This is a genomic window from Treponema medium (assembly GCF_017161265.1).
Lineage (GTDB): Bacteria > Spirochaetota > Spirochaetia > Treponematales > Treponemataceae > Treponema > Treponema medium.
In genome coordinates this window covers 2396282-2415300 of sequence record NZ_CP031393.1, presented here as the reverse complement: position 1 = coordinate 2415300, position 19019 = coordinate 2396282, and the positions used below count along the sequence as shown (strand labels likewise).

Below are 19019 nucleotides of genomic sequence, written 5' to 3'. Positions count from 1 at the left end.
TAGGAGCCTAGCCGAAATAAAACGGAGACGTATCGGGTATACGGCGAGTATTTATTTCGGCGTAGCGACAACGCAGATGCCCTCATATTTTTAAAAGGAAAGGTTGAACAGCCTTAATTATTTGGCGGGGATTCTCAAAAAATATCTGATGCGATTGCCCTGATAGGTAAGGTATGAGATGAGTTTTTTTACAAAACCGAGGTTGATATGCTGGCTACTGCTTAGTGTAATCGCCGGAGTGTTGTCTTTATCGTATATGATGAGTCCCAAACAGGAGCGTATGCTTTTGTATTTTTCGCAAAGTGATGGCGGTACCGGTATTGAAGAACGGTATCTACCGCAACTTTACGAGTCGGAACTTGCCGTGTCGCTGGTGAATGAATTGCTGCTTGGTCCTGCTGATCATCGTTTTTTACGTTTTGCCGATCCTGAATTACTGCCCCGCAGCTGTTTTGTGCGTAATAATGCATTATATGTCGATTTGCCCGCTCAGGTTTTAACGCCGAACGTTAAAGCGCCCGACTTTTATACCGTTTATACTTTGTTTCGGAAAAATATTGCGGTAAACTGTAAAAGTATCACTACCGTTTATTTTTATATTGACGGTGTGCCGGTCTATGTAAAAAATTCTCATATTTCAGCCGATAATAAAAAGAGTTGACAAGAATAGGTATCTTTCGTATACTTATTTTCAACAGGGCATTCTTAACAATGGAAAAGGAGCTTTTGAATGAAAAGAACAAGCATACTTGTAGCAATTGCACTTCTCTTTATCGGTGCATTTGCGGTTGCTGAAGAAGCAATTTTGGTTGACTTTGCGTTATTGAACGCAGATATTCTCGCGGATAAGAACGGTGCTATGACTCAGAACCGCAGAACGGTTATGGATTATGCTACCGTCGCAGGTTCTACCTACACCGATGAGCAGAAGGCTCTGATGAGAACATCTTTGGCTATCGGTCAGTGGGAAGTAGTTTTGAACTCGTCTTCCCGCAATCCGACTGCTGTTGCAGTTTCTCATGCTACTGAAGCAAAAGTCAGTGATGAAGCGAAGAACTTTGCAGGTCAAACCTTGATGGGTGTCCGCATTGAGTTTCCTCTCTGGGCACATAATGCTAGTGCAACGATTGAACCGACTTTTGATATACCGATGTATGAACCGCTTGCACAGGTTGATGAACAAGGAAATATTCAGGAGCCGACCGATGAAGAAAAGGCTTCAGGTAAAGGTCGCTTTGAAGACGGATATGGCGTTGTTCGCAATACCGGTGTTATCAAGTCTATTGCGGTTAATACTTACGGTATGAACTTCCCCCATGGTCTTTACGTACTCATTCGCAATGAAAAGAACGAAGTAAAGCGCTATTTCATGGGATATTTGCTGTTTGACGGTTGGAAAGAGCTTGTATGGAATAATCCTGCATATTTGACGGACGTGCGTGCCCGCGAAACTCGGATCTATCCGGTATATCCGCAGTCACTTCCTTTCAGTGCTTTTGAAGGGTTCTTGGTTACTCGTGATGCAGCGCATGACGGTGGTTCATTTGTCGGTTACTTCAAAGATGTTAAGCTCATCTATGACAAAGCTGTGTTGAACACCGTACGCGATTTTGCTGATGAAGATATCTGGGGTATCCAGACAAAGATGAACAACGAGCGTATGCAGCATGAACTGTCTCGCTTTGGTCAAACACAAGTTCTCCGCTTCTTGGAGCAAGAGAAAATGGCAACCGAAGCAGGATTCACTCCTTCTGAAGGTTCTGCAGCGGCTGGAAATTCAACTGAAGCTGCAAACTAATAATGCATTAGTTGCTTAATACAATAATAGGCGGTATTTAATACCGCCTATTTTTTTGTTCTGAGTTTGATTATGTCATTGAATACTGTGTGGATACCTGATAAAAATCAATTAAAAAAGCAATATAACGATTACCATGCACATTTTGTTGTGCTGTTAAAACGTATTGAAGACCATTTGAGATCAATCGTTAAGGTATCTGCACTGCCCGCCTATAAAACGCGAGTAAAGAGTTTTGACAGTTATTATGAAAAATTATTAAAATTTCCTCCTGCCGATCCGGCAATCGAATTTCCTGTTGTAACTGATTTAATCGGTATTCGAATTGTATGTCCTTTTTTGCAGAATCTCAGTGAAGTGGAAAATATTCTTGTAAAAAATTTTACCGTTAAAGAAGTGGAACGAAAAGGAGCAGACCGTACTTTTTGCGAATTCGGCTATGAGTCTACGCATGTTTTAGCTGATATTCCTGAAAGCTTTAAGGTAGGGTTACTACTACCGGAGAATTTGATCTTTGAAGTCCAAATCAGAACAATTTTACAGGATGCATGGGCAGAAGTTGAACATGAGCTTATTTATAAATTTGAATTTTCTCCCTTTGATTTTCCGCTTAAACGAAAGTTTGCTTCGATTAACGCAAGTCTCAGTCTCGCGGATATACTCTTTCAGGAAATTAGAGATGCGCAAAACAGTTTGAATACGGAACTTGATAGACGGCGTGAACAGTTTTATCTACGTGCCGATGAATTCACAAAGGATCTGCTTGGTGATTCTTCCGAGCTTGAAGAAATATCCGCGACAGAATCAGTAAATAATTCAGCATTGGAAACAATCGATAGTATGATTTTCAATGCTATCAGAGCACATAATCGCGGAGATTTTCTAACAGCGGAAGCGTTGTATACTAAAATATTAAATCAAAAACCGAATGCATTGGTCGCATCCATTGTCTATAAACATCGCGGTATGGCGTTTTTTGCTCAAGGTTCGTATGAAAATGCATATAAGGATTTTTCTGCCAGTCTTGATGAAAACCCTAAGAATTTCCGCTCGTATTATTATGCAGGTATCGTATTGATGATGATGGATAAAAATTCAGAGGCAATTACGATGTTTACTAAGTCGCTTGAAATAAACGGATATCAAGCACACGTATATTTTAGGCGTGCTCTAGCTTATTTTCAAGAAAATCAGCTTATCTTGGCTTTGCATGATCTTGATAATGCTTCCGCGCTCGGACTCCCTTTAGAAGAGGAAAAGAAATTAAGGGCGGCTATTGCAAAAAAGATCGATATGGTTTAATATCATTAGTCTGTATTGTATGCTAGCAATTTTATTGGAGGTTTTTAAATGGCTAATAATGCATCTGCTATAAAACGTCATAAACAGAGTGAAGTTCGCCGTATCCATAATAAATCGGTGAAGTCGGCAGCACGGACATGTGCTAAAAAGTATACGCTTGCTGTTGTTGAAAAAAATGCCGAATCTGCTATGAGTTTATTAAAAGAACTTGCGCATCAGCTCGATAGTGCTGCTCGGAAGGGAATTATTACAAAAAATGCTGCTGCACGAAAAAAGTCTCGTATGCAGAAGTTGTATAATGTAACTTTTTCACAAAAATAGCGTATTTATCTTTTTACATTTTCATTATCCCTTATCCTTTTTTGATTTTATCAATAAAAGCACAGAAAATATTGCTATTTCTGTTTCTGTTTGCCGGTATTTAGCGATGAATACAATGAGGATAACGGGTAATATGATATAGATGACATCTCCTTACGCTTCTGCCTTTTTAAAACAGTAACTGGTTTTTTATATAACCGGCTGTTTGTACTGTTATTAAAAGTATTAAAAGGTTGCTTTTAAGAGAAAATTTTGTATTCCGTCTGGAAGGTTAAAGATGAGTAAACATAAACAGGTAAGCAAACAAACAAAAACAAGCATTGTTGATGCAATTTATAAAAAAACAGATCACATGTTGAAGGATATTCATTCTATAAGCGATTTGTTCTTTTCAGAAATGTTTGAAGCTTTGCAACGAGGTGAAACAATAGAGATTCGTGGTTTCGGTACGTTTTCAGTACAATTCCGTAAGGGTCGAAAAGGAATGCGGAATCCCAAAACGGGTGAATTAGTGAATACTACGGATCATTCGGTAGTTGTATTTCGGCCGGGAAAGGTATTGAGCGCAGCCGTTCGTCCGATTGTAGGGGAGAAAGTTCCGAATGCAAAGAAGTAGAAGACTTGCCTATTGGGGTGTCAATGTCGCTCTACTTGTAAGTTCTTCTGCTCTTTTTGCTTTTTCGCAGCCCGGTTTTTTAGTTTCGACAGGGCTGCCCTTTCTTGCCTATATTATTTTTGTCCCACTTCTCATTTTAGTCCGTAGAATTTCGCTCCCTTCTTCTTTTTTGTGGGGCGGAGTTTACGGCGTACTTAATTATTGCATTTTTAGTTATTGGCTATGGGGCTTTCATCCGCTTGCAATGTATATTGTTGCGCTGGAATACTTTTTTTACTATATGTTAACGATGTTCCTGCTTAAATTAGCCGATATCTATTTCACTCGATACGGTTTTATTGTACAATGGCTGATTTGGATTGGATACGAGTATATTAAAACGCTTGGTTTCCTCGGTTTCTCGTATGGTTTGATAGGTTATTCACAGTGGCAGTTTATACCGCTCATTCAGATTGCATCGATTTTCGGGGTATGGGGAGTTTCCGCCTTGGTTTGCTTTCCTTCTGTATGGATAGCTGCCGGAATAAAACCGCATTGCAAGGAGCCGGTGCGAAACTGGTTCCGTGAGTTTCGTACATTTGCATATAGAGAACGTATTCCCGCTTTGATTTGGTGCCTCTGTGTTATCGCAACATTGATTTACGGCGTGTCTATTCAACGGGATTATAAAGATTTACCGACTGCACGTATTGCCCTTATTCAGCCGAACTCCGATCCGTGGGTAGGAGGAGTCGCGTCATATAAAAGAGATTTTAAAACACTCAAAAAGTTATCAGATCAAGCTATTACCGATAATCCGGATCTTGCACTGGTCGTATGGCCGGAAACTGCTTTTATACCTCGTATCAATTGGCATTATCGGTATCGCGAAGATCGAAATACCTTTGAGCTTGTATATGAGCTTTTAACTTATATTGATCGGCAGTCGGTACCGTTTTTAATCGGAAACGATGACGCTGTAAAAGCGATAACTGAAGCGGGTGGAGAAGATAGACTCGACTATAATGCCGCTTTGCTGTTTCGCCCTCAAGAGAACGTGTTGCCTCCGCATCCCGAGCGATATCGAAAAATGCATTTGGTACCCTTCACCGAGCATTTTCCATACAAAAACACTTTTCCCGCTATTTATGAGGCATTGGTTGCGAACGACACTCATTTTTGGGAAAAAGGAGACGAACCGACCGTTTTTTCGGTGAGCGGATTGGAGTTTTCCGTTCCAATTTGCTTTGAAGATACGTTCGGCTATATTACGAGGCGTTTTGCGCGTCATGGAGCAAAGTTATTTGTCAATATGTCGAATGATGCATGGGCGAAAAGTGTTGCCTGTCAATATCAGCATTTAAGTATGAGTGTATTTCGGGCTGTAGAAACTCGTCTGCCGATGGTAAGGGCAACAGCATCGGGTCAAACGGCTGCAATTAGCCCGTATGGAAAGATTATTGCGATGATTCAGCCGTTTATCGAAGGGTATCTGTGTGTTGATGTTCCGGTGTTTACAACAAACTCGGATACGTGGTATGTGCTTTGGGGGGATATTTTGGGATTTGTAGCAGCAATAGCCGCTGTTTGCCTCTTGATTATCGGTTCAGTACGGACTATACTTAATTCTAGGAAAACTGCATGAAAAAAATCGATAAAGAAAAAAAACTAACCGTTTTAGGAAAAGAGACGGTATTTGACGGTTTTTTGAAATTTACTGAAGACCTGCATATTCAAGGTACTTTCTCGGGCGCTATAGATGCGCAAGGTTTCTTATTGATAGAAAAAGGTGCAGTTTGTAAAACTCAGTATATTAGAGCTGCTTCAATTGTTATTGAAGGTACTGTGTACGGCTCTTTAACCGCTGCCGATAAGATAGAGATGAAAGCCGGTAGCATTGTGCATGGGGATGTCCATGCTGCCCGTATTAAGATTGCAGACAATGTATCATTTGAGGGTGCCGTGCACATGATACGGGACAATGCCGGAATTGATGCCAATCTCTTTTCGATGCATCCTGAACAACTCAAGCAAAAGCTGCGTGGCTAATGTTTTCGCAGATTCATCATATATTTGACGAGCTAAAACGAAGGAATCTTTTTCTTGTAACGGCCGAATCGTTAACAGGCGGCTTGATTGCAAAATATCTTACGGATATACCGGGAGCTTCCGCTGTTTTCTGGGGAGGATGGGTTACCTATTCGGTACAGGCAAAACAGCATGTATTAAATGTTCCCGCTGAAGTTTTGGAAAGCTTTGGCGTAGTGAGCGTTGAAACTGCAGCTGCAATGGCAAAAGGAGCATTAGCCATCGCTTCGGATTCTTCAGGCAGACAGGGGTATGCCCTTGCGGTAACCGGACTTGCAGGACCGGCAGGAGGAACTCCGCAACTGCCTGTCGGTACGGTATGCATTGCATGTGCAGCTAATGAACATACTTCTTCCGTATATTCTGAAAAGTATCTGTTTAGCGGTACGCGCGATGCTATCCGTGAACAGACCTATACTGCTGCAGTGCAAATGTTGTTGCAGCACTTAAAAAGAGATTGCTAAAACCGATAAAATAATGGCGATACTCTTGACAAGATAAAAAATAAAAAGGTAGAATAAAGGAGTTACCGGTTAATCCAACGTGTAGGGGTAATCGGTGGTAACTTTGGCATTTCTTATTTCACAATGGGTATTTATTACGATGTAGCTATTATCAAAAGTAAGTCTTATTGTGAAATAATCGGAAGCACTCATTCCGCGATGAATGCAGTTATTCCAAACAGAAGTAAAAAATGTTGGTAATACAAGATGTGCCGCTAACAAGTACAAGATCATGTGATCGTGACAAAAGCTTCTGTCTTGAAACACAGTGTTTCCTAAAGGGAACCACTAAAAACCTCAGTTTTTTAGAGATGCCTTAAAGCAACTAATCAAAGCTAATCTTTCTTAGAGAATACTCCGTATCTTCTTGATATTTTTTTTAACTAAAATTTACTATGGAGAAATTTTATGACAATCTTAAAAGTACGCCGTTCGCCTTTTACTGCTGACGGAGCCGCTTCGGATTTTTCAGGACAGCCTGAGTTGAATCTGGAGCAACAAGAGGCAGCGGCTACCGTATCCCCTGAAGCCGAAAGGTTTATACATCAAACAGATAATGATGTTGAACATCCTACTGCATCCGATGAAACGCCTGAAAAAAAATTAGTAGTACGGTCGCGTATGCGCAGAAAACCATCCGGAGATGCAAGTGCGCCTGAGGCGGAGAAAAAACCGCGCCGCCAATCTTCTATGCGGAGAACCTATAACAGAGCACAGGATCCTACTGCTGTTGTTGTCGATGGAAATAACAGTTCCGAAGACAACGAGAATAAACTGAAACTGGTTATTAACGATTTAACACGTATGGGTATGCATGCCCTGCGTGATTTAGCGGCGCAGTACGGTATACCGCATGAAGATATGGTTGCGATGAAAAAGCAGGAAATTATCTTTTTTATTCTGAAAAACCATACGGAAAACGGCGGAATTATTTTTGCCTCCGGCGCTTTGGAGATTCTGCCGGACGGATACGGCTTTTTGCGTTCGCCGCAGAACAGTTATTTGTCCGGATCAGACGATATTTACATTTCGCCGAGCCAGATACGGTTGTTTAATCTTAAAACGGGAGATACCGTATACGGACAAATTCGTTCACCCAAAGAAGGGGAGCGCTTTTTTGCGCTGTTGCGAGTTGAATCGGTAAACTTTGAGGATGTATCTATTGCACAAAGCCGCATTCCCTTCGATAACCTTACTCCGCTGTATCCCCGTCAAAAACTCAATCTGGAAACAACAAGCGAACTGTATTCAACCCGTATTATGGATTTGTTCTGTCCGATCGGAAAGGGGCAACGTTCATTGATTGTTGCCCCTCCTCGTACCGGTAAGACAATATTGATGCAGCAAATCGCGAATGCCATAACGCAAAATCACCCTGAGGTATATCTCATCGTTTTGTTGATTGATGAGCGGCCTGAAGAAGTTACCGACATGGAGCGGACGGTGCGCGGTGAGGTTATCTCGTCTACCTTCGATGAGCAGGCGACGAGGCACGTTCAGGTTGCAGAAATGGTATTGGAAAAGGCAAAGCGGCTGGTTGAACACAAAAAGGATGTAGTGATTCTACTCGATTCCATCACACGTCTTGCCCGTGCATATAACCAAACGGTGCCGACTTCCGGTAAGGTGCTGTCCGGTGGTGTCGATTCGAATGCCCTGCATAAGCCCAAACGCTTTTTCGGTGCTGCCCGGAATATTGAAGAAGGCGGCAGTCTGACCATTATCGCTACCGCGCTGATAGAAACCGGCAGCCGTATGGATGAAGTTATCTTTGAGGAGTTCAAAGGGACGGGTAATATGGAGATCAACTTGGATCGCCGGTTGTCCGATCGCCGTATATTCCCTGCAATCAATATTAAGAAGTCGGGAACCCGTAAAGAAGAACTTTTGATTGATGAGGCTGATTTGCAGCGGATTTGGCTGTTGCGGAAAGTTATTAACCCGATGGATGATATCGAAATTATGGACTTACTTCTTGACAAAATGAAGAAAAGTAAGAATAATGAAGTGTTCTTGAAATTGATGAATTCCGGAACCATGCAATAATACGGCTCTGGCTGATTGATGCTGAAATGGTAAGTAATGCTCCTTTCGGGGGTAGTGTGTAAGAGGTGTTATAATGAAAAAAGATATTCATCCTAATTATGTGGAAACAACGATTACGTGCGCATGTGGAAATGTTATTCAGACCCGTTCTACAGAGAAAGATATTAAAGTTGAAATTTGTTCTGCTTGTCATCCTTTCTTTACCGGTAAACAGAAGTTAGTAGACACTGCCGGACGTATCGACCGCTTTAAGAAACGCTATAACATTAAAGACTAAAAGTCCGTTATTCCGTAGAGATAAAACACTAAAACGGATAGGTTTTAGTGTTTTGTTTTTTTATGGGAGATATGATGGCACAAATAATTGTAAAACGGTACACAACAGGTGAAGAAATTGTCAATGCAATAACTCATGGTATTGGAGCTTTGCTTTCGATTGCAGGGTTGGTGCTTCTCATTATCCGTGCCGTTCATTATGCGCCTGAGGAATATAGAGCGCGGTGCATTGTCGGATTTACAATATTCGGTGCGTCGTTAATCATTTTGTATTTGTTCTCAACGCTCTATCATGCTTTACCGCTTGGCACAAAAAAAGTATTTGGCATATTCGATCACTGTTCAATTTATATCCTTATTGCCGGAACCTATACTGCCTACTGTCTCACTGCGCTGCGGGGAGCGGTCGGTTGGGCTATCTTTGGCGTTATTTGGGGATTAGCCGTAGTCGGTATTGTACTCTATGCTATATTCGGAAGCAGAGTGCGCGTGTTATCGGTTGTTACCTATATTCCGATGGGGTGGCTTATTATATTCGCTGCAAAGCCGCTGAAAGAACAGCTCTCTTTATTAAGCTTCCGCTTTTTAGTTTTAGGCGGTGTGCTCTATACAGTCGGCTGCGTTTTTTATGCAATGAAAAAAATAAAATGGATGCACGGTGTGTGGCACCTCTTTGTACTTGCCGGAAGTATTATGCACTTCTTTTCTATCTATTACAGCATATAGTGTCTGATGTGGTGCAAGAGTAACCGTACCAGAAATATTTCAAGCGGTTGCTTTCCTTTTGCACAAAATTTTGGATAAAATTTTGCGCAGTTTATTTTTAGAAGAAAGGTAATTGTATCAGACAAATAGATAAAATCGCGGAATAAATAGGCTGGGCAACCATTTGAGCTGCATAGCAGCGAAATTCTGGTTGAACAGCCTATTTATTCGTGCGGAGGGTTTAATACCCCGACGCTTGCGTCGTAACAAAGGGTATTAAAGCCGACTGCAACCACCTTATAGAACATACAATGCGAAACGTTGAGCATTGTACCCCGACGCTTGCGTCGGGGTTGTTGATTCCGTGGGATATTCAAGATAGTGTCTGATGCAATTGCCTTGTATGCGTTTAATTCTTTGTTCCATTTAAAAGATTTTCGATAAACTCTGTCGGGCATAATTCTTTGTTCAGAATTTTGTAGAGTCCAGTACAGAGCGGCAGCTTTAAATCGTATCTTACGGCAATCTTACTGAGGTAAGCGCACGCGACGATACCTTCCGGTAAATAGCCGATAGTTCCAATTCGTGCAATAAGGTCATCGATGCCGTTAAAGGCATCTAAGACCGCTGCTGTGATAATTTCGCGCCCGAATTTGCGGTTTCTGCCGTATTTGCTTCGGCATGTAACATCAAGGTCGCCGATACCTGAAATCGATGTGAATGTTTCCGGGTGCGTTGCGCCCATTGCTCTCCCGATAATCTGAATTTCGTTTAAGCCGGCCGCCAATAAAAGTGATTCGGTATTGTCGCCGAAAAAGTCAGAGTGTTCGGTTAGCGCATCGAGCATGCCGAATGCAATAGCAATCACGTTTTTTGTCGCTGCGCATACCTGTACTCCTACAATATCAAGACTTGAGTATACCAGTAAGCTGCGCGATTTAAGGATTTCACGGCATCGGATTGAGCTTAAGGGATTTTTTGAAGCTGCAATAAGACCGGTGAGCTTTCCGGCGGCAACTTCTTCTCCGTGACTTGGACCTGCGACATAGACGAGGTGATCTCGATAAAAATCGGGTAACTTTTTTTCAAGGGATTCGATGATTAAGTGCGGTTCTCCGTACTCATCGGGGATAAATCCTTTGGTAAGTACTGCGATGAGTGGATATGTCTCTGTACCGGTATCGGTATTAAAAGGAGGAATCGTTAAGAGTCGGTTTACGATATCCATTAAATAGAGGGAGGGGCTTGCTAAAAAGAGTACAGCCGCATCTTTGCATACTTCTTGCATATTGGTAGAAGCGGAGATCGTCGGTGGTAAGATATAGTTCGGTAAATACTTTTTATTGATATGCTCGGTATTGATGCTTGAGCATACATCCTCACTCCGATTCCAGAGCATGACACGATGCCCGTTTCGACCGAGTGCACAGGCTATTGCCGTTCCCCATGATCCCGCACCGAGGATAGCGATTTTTTCATTCATAGTATGTTTTCCTATCAAGATCTCTAAAAATCTAGGCGAGTTTTTTTAAGTTGTCCTAGTGTATAAATTCTACCGGTTCTGTCCGTTCTTTCGGCGCCGGTTTTTCTGCAGGATATCCCAACGCAACAAAGCCGCATATTATATGATTGTGCGGAATATGAAAGGAGTCGAGTATCTTCCTGATTTCCGGTTCATTACATTTATCACGCAATTGGTTAATCCAGACGGCACCCAACCCAAGGGATTCCGCAGCTAAATAAGTATTTTCGATTGCGCAAGACGAATCGCATTGGCCGTATATATCATCCTCAGCAAAGCTGATCAAGAGAATGGCATCGCAGTCGTATATATGGTAATCGCTGCGGTTATGCACTTTTGCGATCGCCCGTGCAAGTTGTTGAATTTTTTCCCGATTATGTACAACCGTAAATTTTCGTGCTTGTCTGTTTTTTCCTGTCGGAGCAGCTTTTGCGCAGTCGGCAATAAGTTTTAGTTTTTCATCTTCAATTCTTTGATCGGTAAATTTGCGTATACTGACTCGCGTTAAAATTGCATTGATCACTTCATTCATATAAACCACCTCCGTATTCTCTCTATTTTACATCGCTTATACGATAAAGGCAAACCTTAAAATTGAACAGTCTTCATTGATTAATGATAATACCGATATTACTTGCAACACGGATATGGATATTCCAGCTGCGACTGGGAGCGACAATATGCTGTGCTCCGTTTTCCTGTAAAACCAACGAACTTGAACTGCCGCCATCGAGTTGGAGCGCATCGTCAGCGCCTAATTCCCGTAGCAGCCTTGCCGATTCTTCAAAGGAAAGCCCTTGGCTTCTCCGTTTATTTTCTCCTTCGACCACGACGATGAAGAGCGTTTTTCCGTTATCGGTGAGGCCGACGGCAGTTCGTGAATCTCGGCGGTGAAGTTTTTGCGGCATCACGGTACCGTTTCGGAGGATGGTCCAAAATCCCCCTACTGCATGGCGGACATCTGCCGATAAGACATCTTCCGTTTGAGAGTCGATAATGCGGGCTGTTTTATCCGCATAAAAAAGCAATGCGCCGTAGCGTTTGTTCGGCATACTCATCCGGTGGAAATCCGTAATATGAATACCAACGATAGTTCGGTACATGCTGAAAAGTAGCGAGCTTGTTTTGAATGGAGTGGCGTTGAAGGCGATGATTGTATTGCGCCTCAGGGCAAAATCCCATGTCGTTTCGCCGCGGATACAACCTTGGTTGTTTTTAAAAAGAGCCGGTTCTGATGTTATAACAGAGACAGCGGGATTGCCTAAATCTATTTTTACGACATGAACGATAAGCGGAAACTGCGGATCATTGATATCGGCAGCTTCGATCCCCGGGGATAGGGTACGCCAGCGTATTTTTGTTTGAGTGACAGGTTGATATGGCGTATCCGTGTGGGCGGTGGAAACGGTTGTGCATCCTGAAAAGCACCAAAAGCAACACAGCAATAAAAGCAGTGGGAATATCGGAAGCAGATCTTCGGAATGTTTTTGCTTATAGTGCACTCGTGTCCGTATAGGTTGGAGAAGCACCGGATACTTTTGAAACATAAACTGAGCATATCACAAAAGAGAATAAATTACAAACCTTGGTTTGCGGGGGCTTGACAGTCTGTCATAAATTTTCTATATTTAAGGACGAAATTTTTCATGAGGAGGCTTGAGGTATGGCTGGTGCAAGTAAAAACTCCCGTACTGCTGTCGCTACGCAAAAGTTTAGCTGTCCGTGCGGCGGTGAAGTTGTGTTAAAAACAATGGTTGAAAACGGAAAAATAAAAAATATCGCTGAATGTGCAAAATGTCATCGTATTGAACGCCGACCTAAAGATTTTAAATAATCTTATAAGATACACTGAAGTAGAAGGCTGCCATCGGATTTACCGACGGGCAGCTTTTTTTATGCGCTTTGCCGTGCAATAATTTGGTGACTGATGTATCGTACGTATTTAAATTATGATAGATAAAACTTCTATTGAATAAGCAACTTGAAATCGTTATACTAAGAAAATGAGAGCTTTATTTCCTATCACTATTATTTTCCTCAAAGTTGAACAACCGTTCTGATACGGCTGAGGGTGGCGTATTCGGATTTGAAATAAACTCTACATTGTAAGTAAAGTGAGGAAGCGATTATGAGCAAAGAATTTTTACCTTATGATGCGGTTCGTAATAACGGGTTCCGTTTGGCGCGCCAAATTTGGGAGGACGGTTTTATTCCTGATGTGATATATGTTTCACTACGGGGCGGTTCATCTTTGGGGAATGCTATTCATGAATGGTTTAAGTTAGTGAATAAAGATGTGAAGCCTGTTTTGTATGCCGCTGTCGTCGCTCATTCTTATTCAGATGCCAATCAACAGTCAAAGATGATGATTGACGGATGGACGTATTCACCGGAACACCTGCGGAGCGGCGATAAGATATTGTTGGTCGATGATATTTTTGATAGCGGTGCTACGATCAATTATCTTGTGTCAGCTTTCTTGGAAAAAGGTATTCCGCGGCGTGATATAAAGATAGCCGTTCATGATTATAAGGTTTTCCATAATAGAAAGAGCAGCGAACCCATTCAACCTGATTACTGGTGTAGAAAGCACGATATCTATGCCGATAAAGACAGCCACTGGATTCATTATATGAGCCATGAACTGACCGGTTTAACTCCTGATGAACTTGAAAAGTACTACTATGCGCAATATCCTGAACTGCGCGAAATTTTTAAGGGTATTTTATAAGAAGCCGATGCGCAGGAATAGTAAGCCGTTATTTTTCTTTTTTGCTTATTTCCTCTGTTCTCTTTCCCTTTTTGCTGTTGAGAGCAACTTGGTCTTTTATGTAGATACGACTGCGAAAACAACCGCCGAAAAAGGTACGTCCGATAGTCCGTTTGTTTTTCTTGAGCAGGCCGTTGCAGCAGCCTATGATCGAATAAACCGGCAAGAAGCTCCGGTAAAAAATGGTAAACCTGCGCCGGTTTCTGTTTTTCTTTGTTCCGATGTATATGTCGAAGAAGCGGTATTTCTTACCATTCCGATTAAGATAATCGGTAAGAATACTCCGGTAATTACATTCGGAGAAAATGCCGGTTTTGTCGTTGAACGTACTTCGTTGGAGATAAAAGGATGTTCGGTAAAGCGATCGGAACGGTTTACGGAACCTCGTACCGTTCCTGTTGTATACGGCTCGAATGCTTCCGTTACGCTGAATAAAGTTTCGATTACCGTAAAAGAGGGTGGCGATGCAGTGATACTGCGCGATAGCCGCATGACCTGTACTGATACGTCTTTTACTTCCGAACAAAGTGCGCAGGCCGTATTGGTGCGTGCAAAGAAAAGTACTGTGTCCGCGCTACGCAGTACTTTTTCGGCATCGGGATTAATGGTGCTATGTTTTGATTTTGTAAAAACACAGTGTACGCTGACCGATACGGTTTGTAGTCTTGCTGCGCATTATACCGGAAGACTGGCTGAGCTTACCGGTTCAACCGTAAAAGTGCGAAAATTGCAATGCTCATATACCTCGCCTTTATTTGAAATGATGGATGCGGCCGTCATTGCCGATAATGCTTCTAAAGTCGAATTGCCGGAATCTGTTGAATTAACCGGATTTGAGGAAGCACTTGTTCGTAGATAACGCATCATAGAGATAAATGCGCATCGTGGCGGGGACGGTTAAAATAAACAGAACAGGAAAAATACGTGATGTTGTTTTGCGGTATTGATGAAGCGGGGAGGGGAGCGTTGGCAGGTCCTGTATACGCTGCCGCTGTTATTTTGCCCGCTTCCTTTGATGTTTCTATATTGAATGATTCAAAAAAGCTATCCCCGAAGCGACGGGAAATTGCGCGGACAGCTATTCTTGACGGTGCATTGTATTGGCAGATTGCATCGGTTCCTTCAGAACAAATAGATAAAATCAATATTTTACAAGCAACGCTTGCTGCAATGAAGGAAGCGTTTGAGGCTCTATTTGCACAGTATGGGCGAAAGACTTCAAATGCGCTTGCCGATAACGAAAAGGATTTAACGGTTATTGTTGACGGTAATCAACTGCCTGATATTGGCGGTAATTTCAAACTTATTGCGGAGCCTAAGGCTGACGGGCGGTATCCGTGTGTGATGGCTGCTTCTATTCTGGCTAAAACCGAGCGGGATCATCGTATGATGGAATATCATAAACAATATCCGCTCTATCGCTACGATCTGCATAAAGGCTATGGGACAAAACTGCACCGATCTCTTATCGGGTTATACGGCGCTTCACCTATCCAGCGGCAGAGTTTTAAGTTCAAAAATGTTCCGTCTAATCTTACAGCTGATCATATATAAGGCGATAGCTCTGCATTTTAAAAAGAACCTCGTATGTTAAGGTATTTCTAAACTTTCCGATTCTTATTTTGTTTTCTCGGTTGTTGTCGTATCCTTTTTAGCTCCTGTCGGCGACTTCTGTAAATTTTTCTGGAGTCTGCTTTGTAGTGAGGGAAGTCTCGGTTTTTGATACTGCACAATATAGAATACAAGATTTAAGTATAATATAAGTAGTACAGTAATGATAATCACTTCGGGAGAAATAACCACATTCTTTATCAAGGTAAAAAGTTGTGAGAAGCTCATATTAAAGGCATCGGCAAAAGTACGGATAACTTAAGATATTGATACTTGTGCAGAGAGTTTAATGCCCTGATGTGCTGCGCTGGGGTATTGATTTCTATATATAACGGATCGTAATGAGTTGGTAGATAGGCAGGGATTCCGCATTATAAATAAAAACACATGAAATCTATGTTCTAAACCATAGAAAAGTCTTTACACTTGAAGGTATGAAGCCTTTTTTACGATTAAAAACTTGGTTTTTTGTTACGTATAGCAGTGGTTTCACTGAATTTTATCTACAAAAGCTTATAATGCGGAATCCCTGGGTAGATAGGTAGCGGATATGTGTGTTTACGGTTATAATATGTAACAGAGAGGTTTGTTTATGAGAAGAGCTGACAGAGAAGTAACGGATTATCAACAAATAAAGTCGATTATTGAACAGGCAAAGGTGGTGCATATCGGAATGATCGATAATGACCGTCCGTATGTAGTACCGATGCAGTATGGTTTTGTATTTGCCGACGGTACGTTGACTCTCTATGTGCACTGCGCAAAAGAAGGTCGGAAACTCGATATTCTCAAAAAGAATCCGTGTGTTTTTATTGAACTTGAAACGAATGTTGCAATTGTTTCAGGCGGCGGTATTCCGTGTAAATACGGTTCTGAGTATGCAAGCGTTATGGGAGACGGAACAGCGGTCATTGTTGAAGATGTTGCGGAAAAGATTGTGGGATTGCAGCTTATGATGAAAACTCAAAGCGGCAGAGACTTTGAAATAACCGAACAGATGGCAGCATCGGTTACGGTGCTGCGTATCGATGTTCCGTGTGTGACGGCAAAGAGCAGGGCTAAAGCTTAAAAGGAGAACCTCTATGTGTGAAGAGTGTTATGTAAACGAAAATAGAATTACCCCATTGCTTAATCCTGTAGACTGTTTGGAACATCATACACAATATATTTGCGGGACATGCGGACGGTGTATTTGTATTGATCGTGATCCAAAACGTGGATTACAAAGATGGAATTTCCCGTTCAAGTCATTGGAAATTGCAAAGCTCTATTTACGGACAGCGGATTATACGAAAAAACAATCCTGCGGTATTTACGAAATAGAAAACAGTAATGGGAAAAAATCCTATAAAATTTTTCCTTCATATAATGATGTGTTGTTATTTTTAAAGAAACACAAAGACAAGCAATGCAAGCACACTGTACCTCTTTTTACCATCGGAGAATATAAAGAGTATCCGCATACACAGGTACGCAAGTTAACTGCTGCAGAAGTACGGCAATACATGAGTGAGCGTGAACACTCAGAAAATTGGAATGTAGAAGCATAAAATGTGGAGAAAATAAGAGATGACGAAAATCAATAAATCCTTGTTTGCCGTACTCGTGATTTATATATTGTGCTTTATATTCCGATTTATAGAGTATTTTATTATTCGTACGGATCAAACATTTTGGGGAGAGGCATTTTTACACAAACTTTTAGGGATAGTTGTTTTATTCATAGCAGCTAAATTATATAACTTTAAAGCGCAAGATATCGGATTTAATAAAAATAGAGCTGTAAAATATACATTGATGGGATTGCTGTTTGGAATTTGTATATATGTATTAGCTTATAGTATAGAGATTGTTATAGCTGTTTCAAATAAAAATTTTCAGTCATTACAATTATATGTCAGTTCTTATTCTGTAGATAAAAATATAGGAAATCAAACTTCACTACTCTTTTTTGTAATTTGTATTATCGGGAATATCATTAATGTGATTATGGAAGAAGGGATATTCAGAGGCCTGTTTACAAAAATGCTTGAGAAAAATCATACATTTTTTGTATCTGTGCTTATTACTTCTGTTTTGTTTGGGTTATGGCATTTTATCGGACCTGTAAGAAACTATTTTGACGGCAGCAGCAGTATTGAAGGTATGTATGTAAATATTATTCTATTGGTTACTGCTTCCGGATTTATCGGATTTAAATTTGCTTTATTAACAAAATTGACCGGCTCTATTTATATGGCAATGGGTGATCACTTTGTAAATAATACAATCATCAATATTTTTCATATTGTTTCTTCTACAGGATGTGATGAATTGATGTTTTTAAGAATTGCAATTGCCCAATCCGTGTCATTTATAATTGTTCTATTTGTCTATCTGCATAAAAAAAGATTGTAGTTAAGAACTGTGTATCCCATCATTCATTGTACAACATTGGCGGTACAGTAGCGATTCTGTTGATTAAGCAGTTGCTATTTTTTACAAAAGGCAGTGTTTCAAATGTTTGATTTTTCAGCATATTGATTAAACAACATGCCGTATCAGTTGGACGACCTGTTCCTTTTCCTCATATAAAATACTGCAAATCATTTTTTAGATATGTCCTGTTATCTATCATTGACTTTTTACACTCTTTTTCATACCATTATTATCTCGTTCTAATAGATTCTAACAGAGCTTATTCTGTTACACTGACTATCTCCGGTAGTGCTGCACAAAGATTAATCCTCAACACACACAAAGCACACTGTAGCGGGAACATATGAGGTTATGCGCCATAATGCTTATTTTGATACGACATGCACACGTGCTTTTTAATTGGGAAAAGAAATATACGGCTGAGGGCTTTGCTAAGGCGCAGGCTGAGTATGATAAAGCACCAATAGAACAGATACGAGATTCTCAGCTTCGGTCTATCAGAGATGGATTACCGGAGCATTTTGAACTTTATACGAGTACGTTAAAAAGAAGCATTGACACGGCGGCACAGCTCTTTCCTGATAAAACACCGATACAATTGCCGGAGCTTTCGGAAATACCGATTTATCCGTATCGAGATTCTGATAAGCCGCTTTCTCTATGGCGATGGCTATTCTGGGGACGAGTGCAGTGGTTTTGTAACAATCCGCGGCAGGAAAGAACAAAGCAGAAAGTCGAGCATGAAATCGAAGCATTGATGTCTATATTTATAGAAAATAAAAATATGGTGATTGTAGGACACGGATTTCAGATGCGGACAATGTTGAGCATACTTGCACGACGCTATCCCGTTCAAAAACCGATGCATATAAAAAATTTGGATAGAGTGAAATGTTTTGTTTATGAGAAAGATCAACAGTGTTTGAGTTTTCTGAGAACAAGTTTTTCTAACGAAAAACTTGCGACTGTTTAATACCACCGCCGTCCGTGGCAAGTTCAAAAATTGACCTCCTTGTCAATTTTTGAACGCGAATTTTGGCAAAGCCAAAATATCGCTATTGCTG

22 protein-coding genes are annotated in these 19019 nt (G+C 41.1%); 19 read left to right on the top strand and 3 right to left on the bottom strand.

The genetic code is table 11. From position 1 onward, the window contains the following. Window positions 1–280 precede the first annotated feature (280 nt). The 11 genes from DWB79_RS10555 to trhA all read left to right on the top strand — a co-directional run bounded on the left by DWB79_RS10555 (window position 281) and on the right by trhA (window position 9655). Window positions 281–661 (top strand): GerMN domain-containing protein, encoded by a 381-nt coding sequence (locus DWB79_RS10555; RefSeq protein ID WP_245541324.1) that lies wholly within the window; start codon window positions 281–283, stop codon window positions 659–661. A gap of 69 nt (window positions 662–730) precedes the next feature. Then, window positions 731–1798, top strand: coding sequence for a flagellar filament outer layer protein FlaA (locus DWB79_RS10550; RefSeq protein WP_016524031.1), 1068 nt, complete (start codon window positions 731–733; stop codon window positions 1796–1798). A 69-nt stretch (window positions 1799–1867) separates the two neighbouring features. After that, on the top strand, window positions 1868–3100 hold the full coding sequence (locus DWB79_RS10545) for a RelA/SpoT domain-containing protein (protein WP_040859696.1): 1233 nt from the start codon (window positions 1868–1870) through the stop codon (window positions 3098–3100). Window positions 3101–3148: 48 nt separating this feature from the next. Beyond that, window positions 3149–3421, top strand: coding sequence for a 30S ribosomal protein S20 (gene rpsT / locus DWB79_RS10540; RefSeq protein WP_016524029.1), 273 nt, complete (start codon window positions 3149–3151; stop codon window positions 3419–3421). A 277-nt stretch (window positions 3422–3698) separates the two neighbouring features. Next, window positions 3699–4037, top strand: coding sequence for an HU family DNA-binding protein (locus tag DWB79_RS10535; RefSeq protein ID WP_016524028.1), 339 nt, complete (start codon window positions 3699–3701; stop codon window positions 4035–4037). Beyond that, the gene (lnt, locus tag DWB79_RS10530; protein ID WP_016524027.1) at window positions 4024–5661 is read left to right on the top strand and encodes an apolipoprotein N-acyltransferase; all 1638 of its coding nucleotides are present in this window, start codon (window positions 4024–4026) and stop codon (window positions 5659–5661) included. Before DWB79_RS10535 ends, lnt begins: the two co-directional genes overlap by 14 nt. Continuing rightward, window positions 5658–6065 (top strand): bactofilin family protein, encoded by a 408-nt coding sequence (locus DWB79_RS10525; RefSeq protein WP_016524026.1) that lies wholly within the window; start codon window positions 5658–5660, stop codon window positions 6063–6065. Before lnt ends, DWB79_RS10525 begins: the two co-directional genes overlap by 4 nt. Continuing rightward, a complete protein-coding gene (locus DWB79_RS10520; protein ID WP_016524025.1) occupies window positions 6065–6568 on the top strand; it encodes a CinA family protein in 504 nt (167 codons plus the stop codon). The genes DWB79_RS10525 and DWB79_RS10520 overlap by 1 nt, the downstream gene beginning before the upstream one ends. 522 nt (window positions 6569–7090) lie before the next feature. Then, window positions 7091–8653 (top strand): transcription termination factor Rho, encoded by a 1563-nt coding sequence (gene rho, locus DWB79_RS10515; RefSeq protein WP_206181110.1) that lies wholly within the window; start codon window positions 7091–7093, stop codon window positions 8651–8653. A gap of 73 nt (window positions 8654–8726) precedes the next feature. Further along, complete coding sequence (rpmE, locus tag DWB79_RS10510; RefSeq protein WP_016524023.1) at window positions 8727–8930, top strand: 50S ribosomal protein L31; 204 nt, start codon at window positions 8727–8729, stop codon at window positions 8928–8930. Window positions 8931–9004: 74 nt separating this feature from the next. Beyond that, entirely contained in the window at window positions 9005–9655 is a 651-nt protein-coding gene (trhA, locus tag DWB79_RS10505) for a PAQR family membrane homeostasis protein TrhA (protein ID WP_016524022.1), read from the top strand. 388 nt (window positions 9656–10043) lie between these two features. Here the strand turns inward: trhA and DWB79_RS10500 are convergent, their stop codons facing one another. The 3 genes from DWB79_RS10500 to DWB79_RS10490 all read right to left on the bottom strand — a co-directional run bounded on the left by DWB79_RS10500 (window position 10044) and on the right by DWB79_RS10490 (window position 12703). After that, the gene (locus DWB79_RS10500) at window positions 10044–11117 is read right to left on the bottom strand and encodes an NAD(P)H-dependent glycerol-3-phosphate dehydrogenase (RefSeq protein WP_016524021.1); all 1074 of its coding nucleotides are present in this window, start codon (window positions 11115–11117) and stop codon (window positions 10044–10046) included. A gap of 55 nt (window positions 11118–11172) precedes the next feature. Then, the gene (locus DWB79_RS10495; RefSeq protein WP_016524020.1) at window positions 11173–11688 is read right to left on the bottom strand and encodes a nitroreductase family protein; all 516 of its coding nucleotides are present in this window, start codon (window positions 11686–11688) and stop codon (window positions 11173–11175) included. 73 nt (window positions 11689–11761) lie between these two features. Next, entirely contained in the window at window positions 11762–12703 is a 942-nt protein-coding gene (locus DWB79_RS10490; RefSeq protein ID WP_016524019.1) for a phosphodiester glycosidase family protein, read from the bottom strand. A 116-nt stretch (window positions 12704–12819) separates the two neighbouring features. On the opposite strand from DWB79_RS10490, the gene DWB79_RS10485 reads away from it, so the two are divergent. The 8 genes from DWB79_RS10485 to DWB79_RS10450 all read left to right on the top strand — a co-directional run bounded on the left by DWB79_RS10485 (window position 12820) and on the right by DWB79_RS10450 (window position 18928). Then, window positions 12820–12990, top strand: a complete 171-nt coding sequence (locus DWB79_RS10485; RefSeq protein ID WP_006188141.1) for a hypothetical protein — start codon at window positions 12820–12822, stop codon at window positions 12988–12990. Window positions 12991–13284: 294 nt separating this feature from the next. Then, on the top strand, window positions 13285–13887 hold the full coding sequence (locus DWB79_RS10480) for a phosphoribosyltransferase (protein WP_016524018.1): 603 nt from the start codon (window positions 13285–13287) through the stop codon (window positions 13885–13887). Between the two features lie 88 nt (window positions 13888–13975). Then, window positions 13976–14785, top strand: a complete 810-nt coding sequence (locus tag DWB79_RS10475; protein WP_245541323.1) for a hypothetical protein — start codon at window positions 13976–13978, stop codon at window positions 14783–14785. A gap of 68 nt (window positions 14786–14853) precedes the next feature. Beyond that, window positions 14854–15480 (top strand): ribonuclease HII, encoded by a 627-nt coding sequence (locus DWB79_RS10470; RefSeq protein WP_016524016.1) that lies wholly within the window; start codon window positions 14854–14856, stop codon window positions 15478–15480. A 649-nt stretch (window positions 15481–16129) separates the two neighbouring features. Continuing rightward, window positions 16130–16606 carry a pyridoxamine 5'-phosphate oxidase family protein gene (locus tag DWB79_RS10465; RefSeq protein ID WP_016524014.1) on the top strand — a complete coding sequence of 159 codons (477 nt, stop codon included), beginning with the start codon at window positions 16130–16132 and terminating at the stop codon, window positions 16604–16606. A 13-nt stretch (window positions 16607–16619) separates the two neighbouring features. Continuing rightward, window positions 16620–17087, top strand: a complete 468-nt coding sequence (locus DWB79_RS10460; RefSeq protein WP_016524013.1) for a hypothetical protein — start codon at window positions 16620–16622, stop codon at window positions 17085–17087. A 19-nt stretch (window positions 17088–17106) separates the two neighbouring features. After that, the gene (locus DWB79_RS10455; protein WP_016524012.1) at window positions 17107–17934 is read left to right on the top strand and encodes a CPBP family intramembrane glutamic endopeptidase; all 828 of its coding nucleotides are present in this window, start codon (window positions 17107–17109) and stop codon (window positions 17932–17934) included. A gap of 382 nt (window positions 17935–18316) precedes the next feature. Next, window positions 18317–18928 (top strand): histidine phosphatase family protein, encoded by a 612-nt coding sequence (locus DWB79_RS10450; RefSeq protein ID WP_016524011.1) that lies wholly within the window; start codon window positions 18317–18319, stop codon window positions 18926–18928. The last annotated feature ends 91 nt before the right edge of the window (window positions 18929–19019 follow it).

What these genes read in the sequence shown, in the direction of transcription:
- DWB79_RS10555 (WP_245541324.1), top strand. Translation starts at nt 281, where the DNA reads ATGCTTTTGTATTTTTCGCAAAGTGATGGCGGTACCGGTATTGAAGAA.
- DWB79_RS10550 (WP_016524031.1), top strand. Translation starts at nt 731, where the DNA reads ATGAAAAGAACAAGCATACTTGTAGCAATTGCACTTCTCTTTATCGGT.
- rpsT (WP_016524029.1), top strand. Translation starts at nt 3,149, where the DNA reads ATGGCTAATAATGCATCTGCTATAAAACGTCATAAACAGAGTGAAGTT.
- DWB79_RS10535 (WP_016524028.1), top strand. Translation starts at nt 3,699, where the DNA reads ATGAGTAAACATAAACAGGTAAGCAAACAAACAAAAACAAGCATTGTT.
- lnt (WP_016524027.1), top strand. Translation starts at nt 4,024, where the DNA reads ATGCAAAGAAGTAGAAGACTTGCCTATTGGGGTGTCAATGTCGCTCTA.
- DWB79_RS10525 (WP_016524026.1), top strand. Translation starts at nt 5,658, where the DNA reads ATGAAAAAAATCGATAAAGAAAAAAAACTAACCGTTTTAGGAAAAGAG.
- DWB79_RS10520 (WP_016524025.1), top strand. Translation starts at nt 6,065, where the DNA reads ATGTTTTCGCAGATTCATCATATATTTGACGAGCTAAAACGAAGGAAT.
- rpmE (WP_016524023.1), top strand. Translation starts at nt 8,727, where the DNA reads ATGAAAAAAGATATTCATCCTAATTATGTGGAAACAACGATTACGTGC.
- trhA (WP_016524022.1), top strand. Translation starts at nt 9,005, where the DNA reads ATGGCACAAATAATTGTAAAACGGTACACAACAGGTGAAGAAATTGTC.
- DWB79_RS10500 (WP_016524021.1), bottom strand. Translation starts at nt 11,117, where the DNA reads ATGAATGAAAAAATCGCTATCCTCGGTGCGGGATCATGGGGAACGGCA.
- DWB79_RS10495 (WP_016524020.1), bottom strand. Translation starts at nt 11,688, where the DNA reads ATGAATGAAGTGATCAATGCAATTTTAACGCGAGTCAGTATACGCAAA.
- DWB79_RS10490 (WP_016524019.1), bottom strand. Translation starts at nt 12,703, where the DNA reads ATGTTTCAAAAGTATCCGGTGCTTCTCCAACCTATACGGACACGAGTG.
- DWB79_RS10485 (WP_006188141.1), top strand. Translation starts at nt 12,820, where the DNA reads ATGGCTGGTGCAAGTAAAAACTCCCGTACTGCTGTCGCTACGCAAAAG.
- DWB79_RS10480 (WP_016524018.1), top strand. Translation starts at nt 13,285, where the DNA reads ATGAGCAAAGAATTTTTACCTTATGATGCGGTTCGTAATAACGGGTTC.
- DWB79_RS10470 (WP_016524016.1), top strand. Translation starts at nt 14,854, where the DNA reads ATGTTGTTTTGCGGTATTGATGAAGCGGGGAGGGGAGCGTTGGCAGGT.
- DWB79_RS10465 (WP_016524014.1), top strand. Translation starts at nt 16,130, where the DNA reads ATGAGAAGAGCTGACAGAGAAGTAACGGATTATCAACAAATAAAGTCG.
- DWB79_RS10460 (WP_016524013.1), top strand. Translation starts at nt 16,620, where the DNA reads ATGTGTGAAGAGTGTTATGTAAACGAAAATAGAATTACCCCATTGCTT.
- DWB79_RS10455 (WP_016524012.1), top strand. Translation starts at nt 17,107, where the DNA reads ATGACGAAAATCAATAAATCCTTGTTTGCCGTACTCGTGATTTATATA.
- DWB79_RS10450 (WP_016524011.1), top strand. Translation starts at nt 18,317, where the DNA reads ATGCTTATTTTGATACGACATGCACACGTGCTTTTTAATTGGGAAAAG.